We start from the raw sequence: 16,550 nt of genomic DNA on the forward strand, positions 1-16,550 counted from the left end.
TTCACAAGGCCGAGGGGCGGACCACCACCTTGAGGTGGGCCGGGTCGTTCCCAGGGGCCCGCAGAGCATCGGCAGTATCGGCCAGCGGGAAGCGACCGGTGAGGATTCCGGCGAGGTCGACCTGGCCGCCGGCAGCCAGCTCGAGCGCGGCGGGGAACGCATGCGCATAGCGGAAAGCACTCACCAGGTCGATCTCCCAGCGCTGCAGATGCGCCAGCGGCAGGCCGTCGACGCTGGGCGCCGCCTGACCGACAACGGTTGCCCGCGCGGCGGGCTTCAGCGTGCGGATCCCCTCCCACAGCGCCGCGGGGTGCGCTGAGCACTCCAGCAGCCGGTCCATCCCGGAGAGGTCGAGCGCGGTGCGTGCCGTGTTCACGACCGCGGTGGCGCCGAGCGTACGCGCCTGGGCGAGCCGCGTGTCATTGACGTCCGTCACGATCACCTCCGCGGCCCCCGCTGCCCGCGCCACCTGGGCGACCAGAATCCCGATCGGCCCGGCCCCGGTGACCAGCACCCGGTGCCCGAAGGCCACCTCGGCGCGGCGCACGGCCCACACGGCGACGGCCAGCGGCTCGATCAGCGCGCCCAGTTCGAGCGGGACGCCGTCGGGCAGCGGGTGGACGGCGCGGCTCGGCGCGATGACGTACTCGGAGAACGCGCCGTGGGTGGGCGGGGAGCCGTAGCAGGTGCCGTCCGGACAGAGGTTGTAGCGGCCCGAGCGGCAGGTGGGACAGCTCCCGCAGCCGACGGCCGGTTCGACGGCCACCGGAGTGCCGGCTGCGACCGGCGTTGCGGAGCCCGTCGCGACCACCACGCCGCTGGCCTCGTGCCCGAGGACGGTCGGCTGCCGCAGCTCGTTCTGCCCGTTGCGGCCGGTGGCGAAGTAGTGCATGTCCGAACCGCAGACACCCACCGCGTCCACGGCGACGAGAACGTCGTCGGGGCCCAGCGGGCGCAGCGGGACGTCCTCGACACGCAGGTCGTCCGGCGCATGCAGCACGGCAGCCCGGGTCACGACGGGCACGGTCATAGTTGACACAGCGTCAAATCCCTTGGTTTCGGCGGTAGTAGATAGGGGAGGGGAGACCTCGTAGCGGCGCGGGGAACTGCGCGATCAGCCACCACGCACCCACACACGCGGACGAGCCCGAGCCCTCACGGCGGGTCCGCCGCCAAGGAGAGCTCACCCGGCCGCCTCCCCGCCGAAGGCGTCAAATGTCCCGTCGATCGTCAGTCCGCCGTCGACCGGCAGCACGGCACCGCTGACGAACCCGGCCTCGGGGGAGACCAGGAACCCGATGGCGGCAGCGATCTCGTCCGGCTCGGCCAGGCGGCGCAGCGGCGTACGCGCGAGCAGCGCGCCCCGGTTCAGGGCGCCCGCCGCCAGGCCCGAGCGGACCATCTCCGTGTTGACGTAACCGGGCGCGACCGCGTTGACCCGCACTCCATGCGGACCCCACTCGGCGGCCAGGGTCCGGGTCAGTCCGACGATGCCGCTCTTGGCCGCGGCGTAGGCGACCCGGCGGGGAATGCCGAACGCCGAGCCCACCGAGGCGATCGTCACCACACAGCCGTGCGCCGCGCTCAGCCACCGGAACGCCGCACGGGCGAGCAGGAAGCTGCCGGTCAGATGGATGTCGAGGTGCCGCTGCCAGGAGCCGAGATCCAGTTCGGCGGCCGGGCGCCGCTCCAGGTTCCCGGCGCCCGCGACCACGGCGTCGATCCCGCCACCGAGGTCGGCGGCCCGCGCCACGGCCTCGGCGACCGCGGCCTCGTCGGAGACGTCGCAGGCCGCCCCGAGGTGGCCGCCGGGCACGGGATGTCCGGCGTCGAGCGTGGCCGCGACCCCGGCCGCGCCCTCCCCGTCGAGATCGAGGACGACGGTGCGCCAGCCGCGCGCGGCGAGATACCCGGCGGTGGCGGCGCCGATGCCCCGCGCGGCGCCGGACAGCACGACGGTGGGCACGCCGGTATGCGCGGGCCCGCTCACGCCGCCACCCCGGCCAGCCGGGCGACCCGGGCCGCGACCGCCCGCGCCGACAGCCCGTAGGTGTCCAGCAGGTACGCGTTGGAGCCGGTCTCGACCCAGGTGTCCTCCAGCGCGATGCGGTGCACCGGCAGCGGACGCGGCCCGGCCGCGGTCGCCTCGGCGACCATGCCGCCGAGGCCGCCGTAAGTGGAGTGCTCCTCGACGGTGACGACGAACGGCGCGTCCCCCACCAGGTCGATCAGGCCCTTCTCGTCGAACGGCTTGACGGTCGGCACATGCAGCACCCGCAGATCGAGCCCGTCGGCGGCCAGCTCCCCGGCCGCCTCCAGCGTCCGTGCCGTCTGCGCTCCCGTCGACACCAGAACGCCGTCCCCGCCGTCGCGCAGCACCCGCACCTCACCGATCCGCGGCTCCCCACCCGGCAGGGCCGGCCCGGGATCGCGGGCGAGCCGGAGATAGACCGGGCCGTGATACTCGTGCGCCCAGCGGGTCATCGCCTCGCACTCGGCGGCGTCCCCCGGCGCCAGCACGGTCATACGCGGCATCGCCCGCAGCACGGCGAGGTCGGCGTGGTCGTGGTGCGACTTGCCCGCCATGCCGAAGCACACGCCCGTATAGCCCGCGGCAATCTTCACGTTCGCGTCCGTCTGCGCCACCAGCATCCGGATCGGGTCGAGGGCACGGTGGGAGAAGAACACACCGAACGAGGACAGCCACGGGACCAGCCCGGTCGTCGCAAGGCCCGCGGCGACGCCGACCAGGTTCTGCTCGGCGATGCCCATCTGCAGGAACCGCTCCGGGAACGCGGTGGCGAAAGCGTCGGCCTTGGTGCTGCTGGCCAGGTCGCCGTCCAGCACCACGGTGCGGGGGTCTTCATGGCCCAGCGCGATCAGAGTGCCGCCCCACGCCTCGCGCATGGAGCGTATGGATGTCGTCATGCCTCCCCCAAACTGTTCGAGCGGGGGGTGCCCCCGACTCCGGCGAGTTCGGCGAGCGCCGCGGCGAGCTGGTCGTCGCTGGGCGCGCCGGTGTGCCACTTGATGGTCATCTCGGTGAACGAAACCCCTCGGCCCTTGCGGGTGTTGGCGAGGACGAGGGTGGGCCGCCCGGTGTCCCCGGACGTCCGGGCCTCGGCGAGCGCGGCGCGGATGGCGGCGATGTCGTGCCCGTCGACCTCCAGCACCCGCCAGCCCAGCCCCGTGAAGACGGCTCGCAGGTCGGCGCCCGCCCATGGGTCACGCCGGTCGCCCCGGTCGCCGTCGCCGGGCGGCCAGCCGTACTGCTGGAGTCCGTTGTGGTCGAGGATCGCGGTCAGGTTGCCCAGCCGGTAGCGCGGCGCGACATGCGCGGCCTCCCAGCTCATCCCCTCCTGCAACTCGCCGTCGCCCAGCAGGACATAGGTACGCGAGCCCGAGCCGGACGCGTCCCCGCCCATCCGTGCCCCCAGCGCCATGCCGACGCCCGCCGACAGGCCCTGGCCCAGCGATCCGGTCGACATCTCGATGCCCGGCAGCTTGGTCATGTCCGGGTGCATCTGCAGCCGCGAGCCGCCCTTGTCGAAATCGGCCAGCTCGGCCTCGTCGAAGTAACCGCGCATCGCGAGGACGACATACAGACCGAGCGCGCAGTGCCCCTTGGAGAGGATGAACCGGTCCCGGTCCGGATCCCGCGGCCGTGCGGGGTCGATGCGCAACTCGTCGAAGTACAGCGTCACCAGCAGATCAGCGGCAGACATCGAGCCGCCGACATGCCCGGCACCGGCATGATGGGCCGTGCGGAGTATGAGCTCACGGGCCCTGGTGGCCAGCTGCGCGAGCTCGGGGTCGGTGATCATGGTTCTTTCCGGATCCTTCCGGTAGTGATGCGAGCAGCGCCCCGAAGGGGCGCGGGGAACTGCGCGAAGAGCCACTGGGGGTACCTCCCTGCTCGAAGAGCTCGGGGGAGCACCCGCAGACGGCAGGCGGCCGATCCGCCCGAGCTCAAAGCCGAATGACAAACGTCTTGCTCTGCGTATACGCATCCATCGCCGCCACCCCCTTCTCGCGCCCGTAACCGGACTGCCGGAAGCCCCCGAACGGCAGCTCGACCCCACCTCCGGCGCCGAAGGCGTTGACGTACACCTGTCCGGCCTCGATGCCCCGGGCCGTGGCGAGGGCCCGCGAGATGTCCCGCGTCCACACGGCGCCCATCAGCGCGTACGGCGTGCAGTTGGCGAGCCGTACCGCCTCCTCGGGACTGCCGAAGGTCATCACGGCCAGTACGGGGCCGAAGACCTCTTCCTGCGCGATACGGCTTGCGGGGTCGACACCATCGACGATCGTGGGGGAGTAGTACGCACCGCCGCCGAGCTCCGCACCCTCGGGGACCGAACCCCCGACGACGACCTCGCCGGAGGTGAGCGTGTCGATGAACTCGGCCACCCGGGCCTGCTGTTTGAGGGACACCAGCGGCCCGAGGTCCGGATCGGTGTGACCCGGCCCGATCCGTACCGCGGCAAAGGCTTCAGCCAACCGCACCAACAACGCGTCGTGCACGTCACGGTGCACAAGCAGCCGGGATCCCGCCGAGCAGGTCTGCCCCGCGTTCTGCAGAATCCCCTTCGTGACGGCCGCCGCAGCGGCGTCCAGATCGGCGTCCGGGAAGACCACATGCGCGGACTTGCCGCCCAGCTCCAGCGTCACCGGGACCACCCGCTCGGCCGCGGCGTGCGCGACCTGCGCGCCGATGGCCGTCGACCCGACGAAACCGATCTGCCGTACGCCCGGGTGCCCGGTGAGCGCCGCACCGGCCTCGGCGCCGATGCCGGGCACCACGTTGAGCACGCCGTCCGGGATACCGGCCGCCGATGCGAGCTCGGCCAGCCGCACCGCCGTACGCGGGGTCTCGTCCGCGGGCTTGACCACCGCGCAGTTGCCGGTGGCCAGCGCCGGGGCGACACCGCGCGCGAACAGCTGCATCGGATAGTTCCAGGCGACGATGTGCCCGGTGACGCCGAACGGTTCGCGCGTCGTGTACGCCTGGATTCCGGGCTCCACCGGGATGGTGTCGCCGTAGTAGGTGTCGATGGCGTGCCCGTAGAACTGGAAGTAACGGGCGCAGACGGCCGCGTCGGTACGGGCCTGGCCGAGCGGTTTGCCGGTGTCCTCGCTCTCCAGCCGGGCCAGCTCCTCCGCCGCACCCGTGATCGCGTCGGCGAACCGGGTGAGTGCGGTGGCCCGCTCGGCGACCGGCGTCGCCGCCCAGCCGGGCTGGGCCACCGAGGCCGCGTCGACGGCCAGGCCGATCTCGCGCGCCCCCGAGCGGATGACGGTCCCGAGCGAGGCGCCGTCGGCCGGATCGATGTTGTCGTACGTCTCGGTGCCCTCGACGTGCTTGCCGCCGATGACTGCATGGGTGTGCATGAAAGGGGCCTTCCGAAAAAGGGAGGTGGGGCCGTACGGGCTCAGGCCGCGTCGGCCTCGGTGTACAGGTCGCGGTCGCACGTCTCCGGCCCGCGCAGGGTGACCAGCAGGCTGACCGCGATGGTGGCGATCATCAGCACCGCCACCGGGATCCAGCTGCCGGACGCCCAGGTGATCAGCGCCGAGGCGACCAGCGGCCCGGCGCCGCCGAGCACGGAGGCCAGCTCGCGGCCGATGGTGACGCCCGCGTACCGGTAGCGGCTGCCGAACAGCTCCGGCAGAAATGCCGCCTGCGCACTCACCGAGCCCTCGGCGGCGAAGATGAAGCCGAGGACGATCACCAGCGTGATCAGTACGGGGCTGCCGGTGTCCAGCAGCATGAAACCGGGGACCGGCAGCAGCATCATCCCGATCGCCACCACCGTGTACGCGCGTCTGCGGCCGATCTGGTCGGACAGCCGGCCGAAGAAGTAGGCCGCGGCCATCCCGACGATCGCGCCGACCAGCAGCGCGCGGGTGAAGACGGCCTTGTCCACGTCCACCTGCGAGACCAGGTAGCTGCCCATGAAGACCTGGTAGAGGTACGAGTTGAGGCTGACTCCCGCCACCATCGCGAAGACCCGCAGCACGTTCCGGCGGCTGTGCCGCCAGGCGTCCTTGATCGGCGACGGCCGCGGCGCGTCCTTCTGTGCCTCCTGCTGTTCCTTCTGGGTCTCGGTGAAGACCTGAGAGTCGTGGAGCTTGCGCCGCAGCACATACGCCAGCACGGTGACGAACACGGAGCTGCAGAACACCAGCCGCCAGCCGTAGCTCATCAGCGCGTCCTCGGGCAGCTGTTGGACCAGCAGCCAGACGACCGCGCCGAGCGCCGTGCCGCCCGACGCGCCGACCCAGACCAGCGCCGCGGTCCTGCCGCGTCTGCCCTCGGGCGCCGTCTCGGTCAACAGCACGGTCCCGCCTGCCATTTCAGCACCCGCACCGAACCCCTGGAGACAGCGCAGCAGGACCAGCAGCAGTGGTGCGAAGAAGCCGATCGCCCCGTACGTCGGCAGCAGCCCGATCAGGAACGTGGCGATCCCCATCAGATACAGCGTGACGACCAGCACCCACTTGCGGCCGAGCCGGTCGCCGTAGCGGGAGAAGAACAGCCCGCCGAGCGGCCGGGCGAGAAAGCCGACCGCGTAGGCGCCGAAGCTGCCCAGATAGCCCACAGCGGGGCTGACGTCGGGAAAGAACACCGTGTTGAACACCAGCGCGGACGCGGTGCCGTAGATGACGAAGTCGTACTGCTCCAGAGCAGTCCCGATGAGCCCCGCCCAGCGGGCCCGCCGGAGATTGGTGTGGTCCTCGCTTGCGGCCTTCTGCGGGGATATGCCATCGGCAAGTGGAGGAGGGGATGTGGGTGAGGACATGAGCTTCTCCTTTGAAGCAGCGGTTCAGGAGAGGGGACGCGCCCCGAAGGGGCGCGGGGAACGACGCGCCCAGCCACTGGGGTACCTCCCTGCTCGAAGAGCTTGGGGAGCACCGGCAGACGCAACTGACGAAGTACTCAACGGCGCTGAGGCGGCGCAGCCACAACGCACCCGCAGACAGAATCCGCGAGCGACTCAGCGAACCGGCGGCGGCGCCGCGCAGGACTCCGCAACGTCGAAGAAAGTAGGCAACTCAACACATCGCGGGCCCTCGCCCGCCAGGGCGCCGAGCAGCAGATCGGCACCCGTACGACCCATCTCGGCGACATCGTGCCGCACCGTCGCAGGCCGGGGCTGCAGGAAGGCGGCCATCGGCACCTCGTCACAGGTGACCAGGGACAGATCCCGGGGCACCTCGAAGGGCAGCTCGGCGAGAGCCGACAGCACCCCGACAAGAATCTGGTTCGACCCCGCGATGAGCGCCGTCGGCGGCTCATCGCTGCGCAGCAGCTCGTAAGTGGCCTTGGCCCCGTGCTCCCGGGTGAAGCCACCACTGCGGGCGAGCGCTGTGACACCGGGCTGCTCGGCAGCCCTTCGCCGCAGTCCCCGCTCGCGCTCCCGCGGCGGGCGGGTCCCGACCGGGCCGTTGACCAGCCCGATCGAACGGTGCCCCAGCTCCGTGAGGTGCCGTACCGCCTCGCCCACCCCGGCGGCGTGATCGAAGTGGACGGCGGAGGCGGCCGGCAGCTCCGGGATGACGCGGTCGAGCAGCACGATCGGCACCCCGGCCCGGGTGAGGAGGTCGACCGTCTCCGGGTTCCGCTCGTCGGTGACGGACACCAGCAGTCCGTCCACCCGGTGCTGGGCGAGCCGCCGCAGATGCTCGGCCTCCAGCTCGGGGTCGTGCAGCGAGCTCATCGTCAGCATGGTGTAACCGCGTTCGCGCAGCCGGGTCTCGGCCGCGTGCGCGATCTCGGCCAGCATGGGGTTGCGGATGTCGCTGACCACGAAGCCGATGGTCTTCGTCGCGCCGGTGCGGATGCTCTGTGCGGCGAGGTCCGGGACGTACCCCAGATCGTCGATGGCCTTCAGCACCTTGCGGCGCATCTTCTCGCTCACGTCCGGATGGCCGGAGACGACCCGGGAGACCGAGGACACCGCCACCCCGGCGTGCTTGGCGACCTCGCGGATCGGCACCCGGTACGGTCGGCTGCCGCGCATTCCGAAGCTGGGGTCGGTGGGCACCGTCAGACCTCCAGATCGACGCGGTACGTGGCGATGTAGTCCTCGTCCAGCTCCCAGCCCAGGCCGGGGGCGTCGGACAGCCGCAGTGTGCCGTTCTCCAGCCGCCGCTCGGTGGCGATCAGATGCCACCAGAACGGGTCCCGGTCCGGGTGGAAGCACTCGGCGTAGGTGCCGTGCGGCTGGCTGGCCAGCAGATGGCAGGATACCTGCGGCTCCTCGTGGTGCCCCATCTGTACGTCGTACGAGGCGGCGATGGCCGCGGTACGGCGCCACGCGGTGGGGCCGCCGGACCAGGAGGCGTCGAAATTGCACACGTCGACCGCTCCGGCCTCCATCAGGTCCCGGCAGCCGCTGGGGCTGAACTCGCTCTGCCCGGCGGCGACCGGGAGCCGGGTGCGCATCCGTACATCACGCAGTGCCCGGCGGTCGTTGTGCCAGCGGACCGGCTCCTCGAACCACCGGATGTCCAGGTCCTCCACGCGCCAGGCGAATTCCAGCGCCTCGTCCACGGTGTAGCCCTGGTTGGCGTCCACCGTGATGATGAAGTCGTCGCCGGACGCCTCACGCGCCGCCGCGACCCGCTTGGCATCGGTCTCCGGCGAGGCGCCGCCCACCTTGAACTTGACGCCCGCGAGCCCGCGTTCCTTGTAGAACGCGATCTCGTCCTCGACTGCGCCCAGCGGCTCCCCGTAGTACCCGCCGATGGCCATCAGCGGGATCTCCGTGCGGAATCCGCCCCACAGCCGGTGCAGCGGCATGCCCAGTGCCTTGCCGACGGCGTCCCAGATGGCGGTGTCGACCCCGGCCAGCGCCACCAGTCCGAGCCGCCGATTGCGGAGGATGTCGTAGGTGACCGGATAGGCGAGGTCCCAGCAGCGCTCGGTGGCGAACGCGTCCTGGCCGACCAGGCGCGGCTCGATCTCCCGCTTGACGATCGCGGCGATCTCCGCGAGGTCGCCGTCCTCGTCCCCCACGTATGCCTCGCCGACGATGCCCTCGCTGGTGCGCAGCCGGGTGATCAGGGTCGCGCGGTGGGTCATCCGGTAGAAGCTGCCCTTGAACTCGCGCGCCAGCGGTGCGCGTACGGCCACGAGGTCGAGGCCGGTGATGGTCAGTCCGGATTCCCGGACGGCCGACGCGCGTCCGGGCCCGACGGTGCTGCTCGGGATCGTCATCGATCACTCCTGGAATCGTTTCCGGAATCGATTCCAGAAACTACGACCGCCGGTGACGGCCGTCAAGAGTTGTGACAACAGAGGTTCGCCTGCCACAGGCGCCGCCGGGTGCCTGCCTCAGGTCCCGTTCCCCCTCGATGCGCGGGGCCGGCAAGCGCAGCCCGGGTGCCGGGCGGGCACGATCCGCCGGACAGTCCCAAGCAATGGACCTTGCCCGGCCCTCTCCGTCGTTCGTAAGGGGGTGCCCCTGCCCGACGGCTGCGGGCTGCGGGTGCGGTGGGGCTTGTCGCGCCGTTCCCCGCGCCCCTTCGGGGCACGCCCCCGTGCCCGCAAGGCGCAGGGCCGGCAAGCGCAGCCCGGATGCCGGGCGGGCACGATCCGCCGGACAGTCCCAGGGGCGCCGGCCGACGCCCGTGGCCAGCTTGCGTGCCCGGCCGGCCGGACCATGGCCGAGGTTCAGCGCGGGCGGCGGGACCCGGCGCCGAAGCCGATCATGCGCCAGATCCGGACTTCGCGTACCAGGCCGGGGAGTTCCCGCAGGAACATCGCCAGGCCGAGCAGGCCGATCACCGTGCCCTGGCCGATCAGGACCCGCTTGGCCAGGCAGGGGCCGGTGTGACGTTGCCGCATGTGCCGCTCCTCAGTTCCGTCCTTCTGTGAGCTCCCTTGCGTCTGGAGCTCTTCAGCCGGGCGAGATGTTCGGCATGATCTTCATGATGGTGTTGTGCTTCTTCCAATGGACGCCGGTCGAGCGCCGCGCGTCTGCCGTGCCGTCCTTGTGGTGGCCGGGCTGGCGGTTGTAGAGGCCCTTGTTGCCCTGGTGCATGCCCCGCACGTGGTTGGGGGCGTCCAGCTTCACCTGGGGTTTTCCGATGCGGATACGGCCCATGGCTCCTCCTCGCGCTCCTCGGTGCCGCGCTGTTGCGTCACCCTCGGCATTCGGTCAGTCCGGCGAAGAACCGGTCGATCTCGGGCCACACCCGGCTGCCGCCGGACAGGCCCCGCCACTCGCGCCGTACGACGGCCACCATGCGGAAGCAGTCGTCGACGGGGACGATCCAGTGCTGTGCGCGCCCCTGGACGGAGTTGACGAGGAGCGCTTCCACATCGGCCGCCAGGGTGGCCAGTTCGGGGCACTGCCCGACGGTCTCGCGCCACGCCTCGGGGTCGACCTCCCACCGGGTCGGACCGGCGGGGCTGGGGTAGTGGGCGCGTACGCTGCCGTCGGTGCGCGGTACGAAGAAGGCGAGCCCGACCGGCACGCCCAGCGCCGCGGTCGGTACCGGGCCCAGACGTTCCCGGCGCTGCGGGATCAGCCGGTAGTGCCCTTCACTGGCGGAGTCCCGTACGAACAGCACGGAGCACGGCCGGCAGGCGCACAGCACTTGGTCCGCAGCGGTGTCGAGCAGGTGCCGGTGGTGCTCGGCGGCAACCGGCGCTGCGCACAGGTCGCAGCGCTCGGCGTCCTCGCCCTGTCCGCCGCCCCGTTCACCGCGCCGGGCGGCGGCCTGGCGGATGACGCGGGCGAGGGCGCCGGTGGTCATGGCGTCCCCGCAGCCGGTGCGGTGGCGGGCAGCAGCGTCGCCAGGGGGACGAAGGCGGGGGCCGGTTCGTCCGCCACCCGGTGTACGCCGGAGAGTTCGGGCGCCGCGGCCAGCACCGCCTCGCGCACGGCTTCCTCGATGCCGGACGCGGAGCCGCCGCACCCCTTGGTGGTGAGCCGTACGGAGGCCACCGACCCCTCGATGCCGACGAGTTCGAGGGTGGCGCCGCGTTTGCGCAGCACCTCCGCGATGCGGTCGACGGCGGCGGCGACACGGTGCTCGACCGGGTCGGGGTGCAGTTCGTGCAGCACCAGCAGGTGGCCCACCAATTGGTCCTCGGTCAGCCGGGCGGCCAGTTCGGGTCCGGCGAGATCGCGGACCCGCGCCAGCGCCTCGCCGTAGATCTCCGTCAGGCCACGTACGGCCTCCAACGCCGCGTCGGCGGTCGGTCCGGCCATGCCCTCGACACGTTCGAGGAGTTCGTCGAGGCGGGCCAGGCGCTGTTCGACGTCCGCGTCAGCCAGCCGGGGAGTGTCATCCATGGCCCGGTCCCGTTCCGGCGCCCGCGCCGAACATCGGTGAGTGCGTCTGCTGAAGCTCTTTGCCCTTGCCGAGGTACATATGGACACCGCAGGGGAGGCAGGGGTCGAAGCTGCGGACGGTGCGCATGATGTCCACGCCCTTGAAGTCGTCCGGCCCGTTCTCCTCGAAGATCGGCTGGCCTTGCACGGCGTCCTCGTACGGGCCCAGGTTGCCGTAGTTGTCCTGAGGGCTGGCGTTCCAGGGGGTGGGCGGGTACGGGTGGTAGTTGGCGATCTTCTTGTCCTTGATCACCAGATGGTGCGACAGCACGCCGCGTACGGCTTCGTGGAAGCCGCAGCCGATCCCCTCGTCGGGCAGCTCGTAGTCGGTGAAGATCTTGGTGTCCCCGGCGCGTACCAGGTTCAGCGCCCGGTCGACGAAGTCGAACGCCATGGCGGCGGAATAGGCGACGAAATAGGGGCGGGCCCGGTCCCGCTCCAGCGTGTTCGACCACTTGGGGATCTTCCACTCGAACGTCGTCTCCGGCAGCCGGCTGCTCTTGGGAAGAGTGATCTTCACGCTGTGCCCGGTGGCCTTGACGTAGGGGGTGTCCACCAGTCCGTTGAGCGCCGTCGACCACAGCCGGGCCAGCGGGCCGCCGCCGGTGTCCAGGGCCAGGTGGTCGCCGGTGCCCTTGTCGAACCAGCGGGGGCTCATCACCCAGCTGTACTTGTCGTCGAAGTCACGCTTCTGCGGTGCGGGAACGGTCGTCTGGTTCCAGGGGTGGCGCATGTCGACGGGGTTGCCGAGCGGGTCGTGGGTGACGAACGGCTCTTCGTTCACCCAGTCCTCGTAGTAGGAGCTGCCCAGCAGAATGCGCATGCCCAGGTTGATGTCGACGAGATTGTTGGTGACCAGTTTTCCGTCGACGATGATGCCGGGGGTGACGTACATCGCCTTGCCCCAGGTGTTCATGTTCTCGTACCGGTAGTCGACCGTCTTGTAGTGCTGCCAGGCGCCCCAGCAGCCGAGCATGATCCGGCGGCGGCCCACTTCCTCGTATCCGGGCAGCGCCTCGTAGAAGAAGTCGAAGACGTCGTCGTTCATGACGACGGACTTCTTGACGAAGTCGAGGATATTCATCAGCCGGCTGAGGTAGTCGGTGAAGGTGGTGGGCGTCGGCATCGTGCCCACGCCGCCCGGATACATCGTCGACGGGTGGACGTGGCGTCCCTCCATCTTGCAGAACATCTCGCGTGTGACCCGGCTGACCTGCAGTGCCTCCTTGTAGACCGCTCCCTCGAACGGGTTGAAGGCACGCATGATGTCGGCGATGGTGCGGTAGCCGTGGATGTCCCCGTGGGGCGCCGGGGTCTTCTCGGCCTTGGCCAGCACGCCGGGGTTGGTGGCCTTGACCATGGCCTCGCAGAAGTCGACGAACACCATGTTGTCCTGGAAGATGGTGTGGTCGAACATGTACTCGGCGGCCTCGCCGAGGTTGGTGATGTGCTCGGCGAGCGGCGGGGGTTTGACCCCGTAGGCCATCTGCTGCGCGTAGTTGGAGCAGGTGGTGTGGTTGTCGCCGCAGATGCCGCAGATACGGCTGGTGATGAAGCCGGCGTCCCGTGGGTCCTTCCCCCGCATGAAGACCGAGTAGCCCCGGAAGAGCGACGAGGTGCTGCGGCACTCGGTCACTTCCCGGTTGGCGAAGTCGATCTTCGTGTAGATGCCGAGGTTGCCGATGATCCGGGTGATCGGGTCCCAGGACATGTCGACCACTTGCGGTGTCTTGCGCTCTGCCTTGGCCCGCTCCGCGGTTGCCGTCATATCAGTCCTTACCTGGGTCTGGATGTCGTCCGTGCTCGGGGAAGCGCCTGGGTCAGGGGCGCCAGCGCGGGGCGTAGCCGCTGGTCAGTTCGGGCCGGTTGTGATGCCACTTGGGTTCCTGGTTGACGGCGATATTGGTGATGCCGCGCATCCGCCGGATGAACGCGCCGTAGGGCCGGATCAGGATCGAGGAGAGGCTGCTGCCGGCGGGCTCGTCCATGAACGGCATGAAAGCGTCGGGGAAGCCCGGCATCGTGCAGCCGATGCAGATGCCGCCCACGTTGGGGCAGCCGCCGACGCCGGACATCCAGCCGCGCTTGGGCACGTTGCAGTTGACCACCGGGCCCCAGCAGCCCACCTTCACCTGGCACTTGGGCGAGTTGTAGTCCTTCGCGAAGTCGCCCTGCTCGTAGTAGGCGGCCCGGTCGCAGCCCTCGTGCACGGTCTTGCCGAACAGCCACTGCGGCCGCAGCATGTGGTCGAGCGGAGGCGGCGGCGCGGCTCCGGCGGCGTGGTGGAGCACCCAGGTCAGGGTCTCCATGAAGTTCTCCGGCTGGATCGGGCAGCCCGGCACGTTGACGATCGGCAGCGCACCCTGCGATCTGAAGTCCCACCCGAGGTAGTCCGCCAGACCCATGCAGCCGGTGGGGTTCCCCGCCATCGCGTGGATGCCGCCGTACGTAGCGCACGTGCCCGCCGCGACGACCGCCCAGGCCCGGTGCGCGAGGTGGTCGAGCCACCAGTTGAGGGTGAGCGGCTCGCCGGTCTCCTCGTCGTTGCCGAAGGAGGTCCAGTAGCCGTCGCCCTCGATGATGTTCTGGTTGGGGATCGAGCCCTCGACGACGAGGATGAACGGGTTCGGTGCCTCGCCACGGGCGGCCTTGCGGAACGGGGCGAGGAACTCCTCGCCGCCGGTGGTGGGCGAGAGCACCTTGTTGTGCAGATTGATCTTCGGCAGGCCCGGAACGAGGCCGAGGACCAGGTCTTCGATGGCAGGCTGCCCGGCGGCCGTCATCGACACGGTGTCGCCGTCGCAGCTCATCCCCTCCGAGATCCAGAGAATGTCGAGCTCGTCGAACCCTTGCCGCTCCTCGGCCCGCGACGGATGCTCACTCGTCCGGGTGGTGCCGCTCTCGATCGTCATGTCCTCGGCCTCCCTTGCAGCCGGTCGCGCAGTCGGTCGTAGACGTTGGCGACGGGGGCCGCCATGGCAAGCGCAGGCAGCTGGTCGGGGGCGCGCGGATGCGGCCGGCTCGGTGCTGTCCGTTTCGCTCTCTTCAGTTCACGGGCGAGTTCGTCGAGGGTCTGCTGGTCGAGGGCCGCGCGCAGTTTGGGGAACGTCAGCCCCTCTTCCTCGGCCACATGCTCCTCGACCTCCCGCTGGAGCTCGGCCATCAGCCGGTCGGTCTGCTCGAAGACCTGCTCGTCGCCCTCCCCGCCACGGTGCCCGTCCGGATAGGTCTCGCTGTGCCGGTCGGCGGTAGGCAGCTGATCGAGGGCCAGGAGCGTCCTCTTCATGCCCATGTGTTCCGCGAGGTGTTCGTCGATCTCCTGCTGCCCATCCGCCAGGACCTTCCGGGCCAGCGGATAGACCATCAATTCTTCGATCGCCGCGTGCTTGGACAGCTCCCGGATCACCGTCTCCACCACGGCACGTCGCTGACGCGCCGAGGCGGCCCCGCGGTAGTCGCGGAAGAGCTGCTCGACCATCCGATGGTCATGCTTCAACAGTTCGATGGCATCCATCGGGCCTCTCTTCGTCGGGGGAAGCGGAACCGGCACCGTCCAACAGCTGGACCTCTTCGGGGCGGAAATAGCAGAACCGGCCGTACCAGGCGTTCAGTTCAGCGGCGGGATCGTCCTCCACCGACACGGCGAGGCGTACGCTGCCGTCCACGTCGTGGAAGACCCCCTCGACCTGAGCGGTGCGGCCGACGAGGAACATGTCCTGCGCATCGGCGCCCCGGCCCCCGGGGCACAGCCGCACCCGGTCGCCGCGCCGCACGGCGACACCGCCGACCAGCACGCTGTCGGTCGCCGGACTCAGCCCCTCGTCCCCGCCCTCCTCCCACCAGGGAATGCTGTTCCGGGCCGTGGGCTCCGCGCACGGCACGGCCGGGTCGGGCCCGGTCGACCGGGCAGGGCGGGCCGGTTCCAGGGAGCGGATCGCGCCGTGCAGCCGGGTGAAGACCTCCTGCGGCATGTTCTCGACCCGGTCGAGAATGGCGGCGGCGCGCGGGTCGGTGGCCCGCGCCTCCCGCTTCTCCTCGTCGGTCAGCAGCAGGGTCCGCAGCGAGAGAATCTCGTCGATCTCCGCGGCGTCGTGCAGATCCCCCGGGCTCTCCGGGGCGATCTGCGGATGGTCGCCCAGCAGGATCGGCGAGGAGAACAGCATCCGCCGGGTGCCCTCCTCCCCGGCCAGCACGGGGAAGGTGTGCAGATTCCGGCAGGCACGCGCGTACGACCGGGCCCGGGCCGGCGGGTCGATCAGGGAGACGAACTCCAGGCCGTCGCCGCCCAGCAAGGTGTGGGTGGCCAGCAGCGCGTGGGCCAGCGCCTCCTCCCGGGGCGTGTCCGGGGGCAGGGCGTCGTCGGTGTTCTCCGTACGGACGATCAGCCGGTTGAGCCCCCCGGGTCCCTCCAGCGTGTCGACGCGCAGGGCGGTACGCGCCCGGACCGGTCGGCGTCGGCGCACCACCCGTACGGACTGGCCGTGGTCGCTGCTGTCGGCGAGTACGGTCGCCTCCTCGCCGCCGGGCGCACCGACGGGATATGTCCGCTCGCCCTCAAGCAGCTCGGCCAGCGGCAGTTCGATGACGGTCTCGTGGGGCACTGCCTCGTCGAAGGACAGCTGGAGCTCGCCGTTCACCTCCAGCGACTCCACGAACTCCCACGGTCCGTCCTGGTGTGCGCGGCGCTCGACGTGCTTGCTCTGCAGCTGGAGGAACCGCACCAGAACGCGGAGCACGGCGCCGGGTGCGGCCTCGATCAGGCACGCGGTCTGCTGCTGCCAGGACTCCACCGAACCGGCCACGCTCGCCGGGACCGGACCGTCCGCCTCGACCCAGCTCCGGGGCGCGAGCACGCCGAACTGCCAACGCACCCGGTTCTTGGGCGAGGAGCGGCGGTACGGGTAGAGCAGGTAGCCCTCGTAGCAGATGGCGTCGGCAACGGCGCGAATCCGGTCGAACCCGGTGTACGCGGGACCCGCTCCGTACGCGGAGATCACGTTGCGCTCCGCCTGAGCCGGATGATCCACCCTCGCGCCTCCCGGTCTGCCGGCACCTGCCGCACTTCCCAACATGTCGCCGTCCATATTTGCACCATCTTTTAACCTTTGCGCGTTATGCGGTGAAGGGTGTGGCGAGCAGAAGGCGCCCACGGGAGCTGATCACGCACGGCCGCCGCCCAGCGGCGTGACACGTGCGGGCCCG

Annotated in this window: 16 protein-coding genes; all 16 read right to left on the reverse strand. The window is 70.5% G+C overall.

Annotation, left to right across the window (positions count from 1 at the left end; translation table 11 throughout):
• Nucleotide 1: 1 nt before the first annotated feature.
• Complete coding sequence (locus ACTWP9_RS10860; protein WP_443245954.1) at nucleotides 2-1,030, reverse strand: NAD(P)-dependent alcohol dehydrogenase; 1,029 nt, start codon at nucleotides 1,028-1,030, stop codon at nucleotides 2-4.
• A 153-nt stretch (nucleotides 1,031-1,183) separates the two neighbouring features.
• A complete protein-coding gene (locus ACTWP9_RS10865) occupies nucleotides 1,184-1,990 on the reverse strand; it encodes an SDR family NAD(P)-dependent oxidoreductase (RefSeq protein WP_443245832.1) in 807 nt (268 codons plus the stop codon).
• Nucleotides 1,987-2,928 (reverse strand): transketolase family protein, encoded by a 942-nt coding sequence (locus ACTWP9_RS10870; protein ID WP_443245833.1) that lies wholly within the window; start codon nucleotides 2,926-2,928, stop codon nucleotides 1,987-1,989. The genes ACTWP9_RS10865 and ACTWP9_RS10870 overlap by 4 nt, the downstream gene beginning before the upstream one ends.
• Entirely contained in the window at nucleotides 2,925-3,824 is a 900-nt protein-coding gene (locus ACTWP9_RS10875; RefSeq protein WP_443245834.1) for a transketolase, read from the reverse strand. Before ACTWP9_RS10875 ends, ACTWP9_RS10870 begins: the two co-directional genes overlap by 4 nt.
• A gap of 145 nt (nucleotides 3,825-3,969) precedes the next feature.
• Complete coding sequence (locus ACTWP9_RS10880; protein ID WP_443245835.1) at nucleotides 3,970-5,391, reverse strand: aldehyde dehydrogenase family protein; 1,422 nt, start codon at nucleotides 5,389-5,391, stop codon at nucleotides 3,970-3,972.
• A gap of 41 nt (nucleotides 5,392-5,432) precedes the next feature.
• Nucleotides 5,433-6,803, reverse strand: coding sequence for an MFS transporter (locus tag ACTWP9_RS10885; RefSeq protein ID WP_443245836.1), 1,371 nt, complete (start codon nucleotides 6,801-6,803; stop codon nucleotides 5,433-5,435).
• A gap of 195 nt (nucleotides 6,804-6,998) precedes the next feature.
• Nucleotides 6,999-8,048: a LacI family DNA-binding transcriptional regulator gene (locus ACTWP9_RS10890; protein ID WP_443245837.1), complete on the reverse strand. Its 1,050-nt coding sequence runs from the start codon at nucleotides 8,046-8,048 to the stop codon at nucleotides 6,999-7,001.
• 2 nt (nucleotides 8,049-8,050) lie between these two features.
• Nucleotides 8,051-9,223: a mandelate racemase/muconate lactonizing enzyme family protein gene (locus tag ACTWP9_RS10895; protein ID WP_443245838.1), complete on the reverse strand. Its 1,173-nt coding sequence runs from the start codon at nucleotides 9,221-9,223 to the stop codon at nucleotides 8,051-8,053.
• A gap of 456 nt (nucleotides 9,224-9,679) precedes the next feature.
• A complete protein-coding gene (locus ACTWP9_RS10900; protein WP_443245839.1) occupies nucleotides 9,680-9,853 on the reverse strand; it encodes a hypothetical protein in 174 nt (57 codons plus the stop codon).
• A gap of 52 nt (nucleotides 9,854-9,905) precedes the next feature.
• Complete coding sequence (locus tag ACTWP9_RS10905; RefSeq protein WP_443245840.1) at nucleotides 9,906-10,112, reverse strand: hypothetical protein; 207 nt, start codon at nucleotides 10,110-10,112, stop codon at nucleotides 9,906-9,908.
• Nucleotides 10,113-10,149: 37 nt separating this feature from the next.
• Nucleotides 10,150-10,767, reverse strand: a complete 618-nt coding sequence (locus tag ACTWP9_RS10910; RefSeq protein ID WP_443245841.1) for a DUF5947 family protein — start codon at nucleotides 10,765-10,767, stop codon at nucleotides 10,150-10,152.
• Nucleotides 10,764-11,309, reverse strand: a complete 546-nt coding sequence (locus ACTWP9_RS10915) for a NifU family protein (protein WP_443245842.1) — start codon at nucleotides 11,307-11,309, stop codon at nucleotides 10,764-10,766. Before ACTWP9_RS10915 ends, ACTWP9_RS10910 begins: the two co-directional genes overlap by 4 nt.
• The gene (locus ACTWP9_RS10920) at nucleotides 11,302-13,116 is read right to left on the reverse strand and encodes a nickel-dependent hydrogenase large subunit (RefSeq protein WP_443245843.1); all 1,815 of its coding nucleotides are present in this window, start codon (nucleotides 13,114-13,116) and stop codon (nucleotides 11,302-11,304) included. Before ACTWP9_RS10920 ends, ACTWP9_RS10915 begins: the two co-directional genes overlap by 8 nt.
• Nucleotides 13,117-13,168: 52 nt before the next feature.
• Nucleotides 13,169-14,260 carry a hydrogenase expression protein HypE gene (locus ACTWP9_RS10925; protein ID WP_443245844.1) on the reverse strand — a complete coding sequence of 364 codons (1,092 nt, stop codon included), beginning with the start codon at nucleotides 14,258-14,260 and terminating at the stop codon, nucleotides 13,169-13,171.
• A complete protein-coding gene (locus tag ACTWP9_RS10930) occupies nucleotides 14,257-14,862 on the reverse strand; it encodes a hemerythrin domain-containing protein (protein ID WP_443245845.1) in 606 nt (201 codons plus the stop codon). Before ACTWP9_RS10930 ends, ACTWP9_RS10925 begins: the two co-directional genes overlap by 4 nt.
• Complete coding sequence (locus ACTWP9_RS10935) at nucleotides 14,834-16,420, reverse strand: hypothetical protein (RefSeq protein WP_443245955.1); 1,587 nt, start codon at nucleotides 16,418-16,420, stop codon at nucleotides 14,834-14,836. The genes ACTWP9_RS10930 and ACTWP9_RS10935 overlap by 29 nt, the downstream gene beginning before the upstream one ends.
• Nucleotides 16,421-16,550 lie beyond the last annotated feature (130 nt).

The sequence above is a fragment of the Streptomyces sp. 3N207 genome (assembly GCF_052246355.1).
GTDB lineage: Bacteria > Actinomycetota > Actinomycetes > Streptomycetales > Streptomycetaceae > Streptomyces.

Coding starts and splice junctions, on each gene's coding strand:
- ACTWP9_RS10860 (WP_443245954.1), bottom strand. CDS start 1,030: ATGACCGTGCCCGTCGTGACCCGGGCTGCCGTGCTGCATGCGCCGGAC.
- ACTWP9_RS10870 (WP_443245833.1), bottom strand. CDS start 2,928: ATGACGACATCCATACGCTCCATGCGCGAGGCGTGGGGCGGCACTCTG.
- ACTWP9_RS10875 (WP_443245834.1), bottom strand. CDS start 3,824: ATGATCACCGACCCCGAGCTCGCGCAGCTGGCCACCAGGGCCCGTGAG.
- ACTWP9_RS10880 (WP_443245835.1), bottom strand. CDS start 5,391: ATGCACACCCATGCAGTCATCGGCGGCAAGCACGTCGAGGGCACCGAG.
- ACTWP9_RS10885 (WP_443245836.1), bottom strand. CDS start 6,803: ATGTCCTCACCCACATCCCCTCCTCCACTTGCCGATGGCATATCCCCG.
- ACTWP9_RS10895 (WP_443245838.1), bottom strand. CDS start 9,223: ATGACGATCCCGAGCAGCACCGTCGGGCCCGGACGCGCGTCGGCCGTC.
- ACTWP9_RS10900 (WP_443245839.1), bottom strand. CDS start 9,853: ATGCGGCAACGTCACACCGGCCCCTGCCTGGCCAAGCGGGTCCTGATC.
- ACTWP9_RS10905 (WP_443245840.1), bottom strand. CDS start 10,112: ATGGGCCGTATCCGCATCGGAAAACCCCAGGTGAAGCTGGACGCCCCC.
- ACTWP9_RS10910 (WP_443245841.1), bottom strand. CDS start 10,767: ATGACCACCGGCGCCCTCGCCCGCGTCATCCGCCAGGCCGCCGCCCGG.
- ACTWP9_RS10915 (WP_443245842.1), bottom strand. CDS start 11,309: ATGGATGACACTCCCCGGCTGGCTGACGCGGACGTCGAACAGCGCCTG.
- ACTWP9_RS10920 (WP_443245843.1), bottom strand. CDS start 13,116: ATGACGGCAACCGCGGAGCGGGCCAAGGCAGAGCGCAAGACACCGCAA.
- ACTWP9_RS10925 (WP_443245844.1), bottom strand. CDS start 14,260: ATGACGATCGAGAGCGGCACCACCCGGACGAGTGAGCATCCGTCGCGG.
- ACTWP9_RS10930 (WP_443245845.1), bottom strand. CDS start 14,862: ATGGATGCCATCGAACTGTTGAAGCATGACCATCGGATGGTCGAGCAG.
- ACTWP9_RS10935 (WP_443245955.1), bottom strand. CDS start 16,420: ATGTTGGGAAGTGCGGCAGGTGCCGGCAGACCGGGAGGCGCGAGGGTG.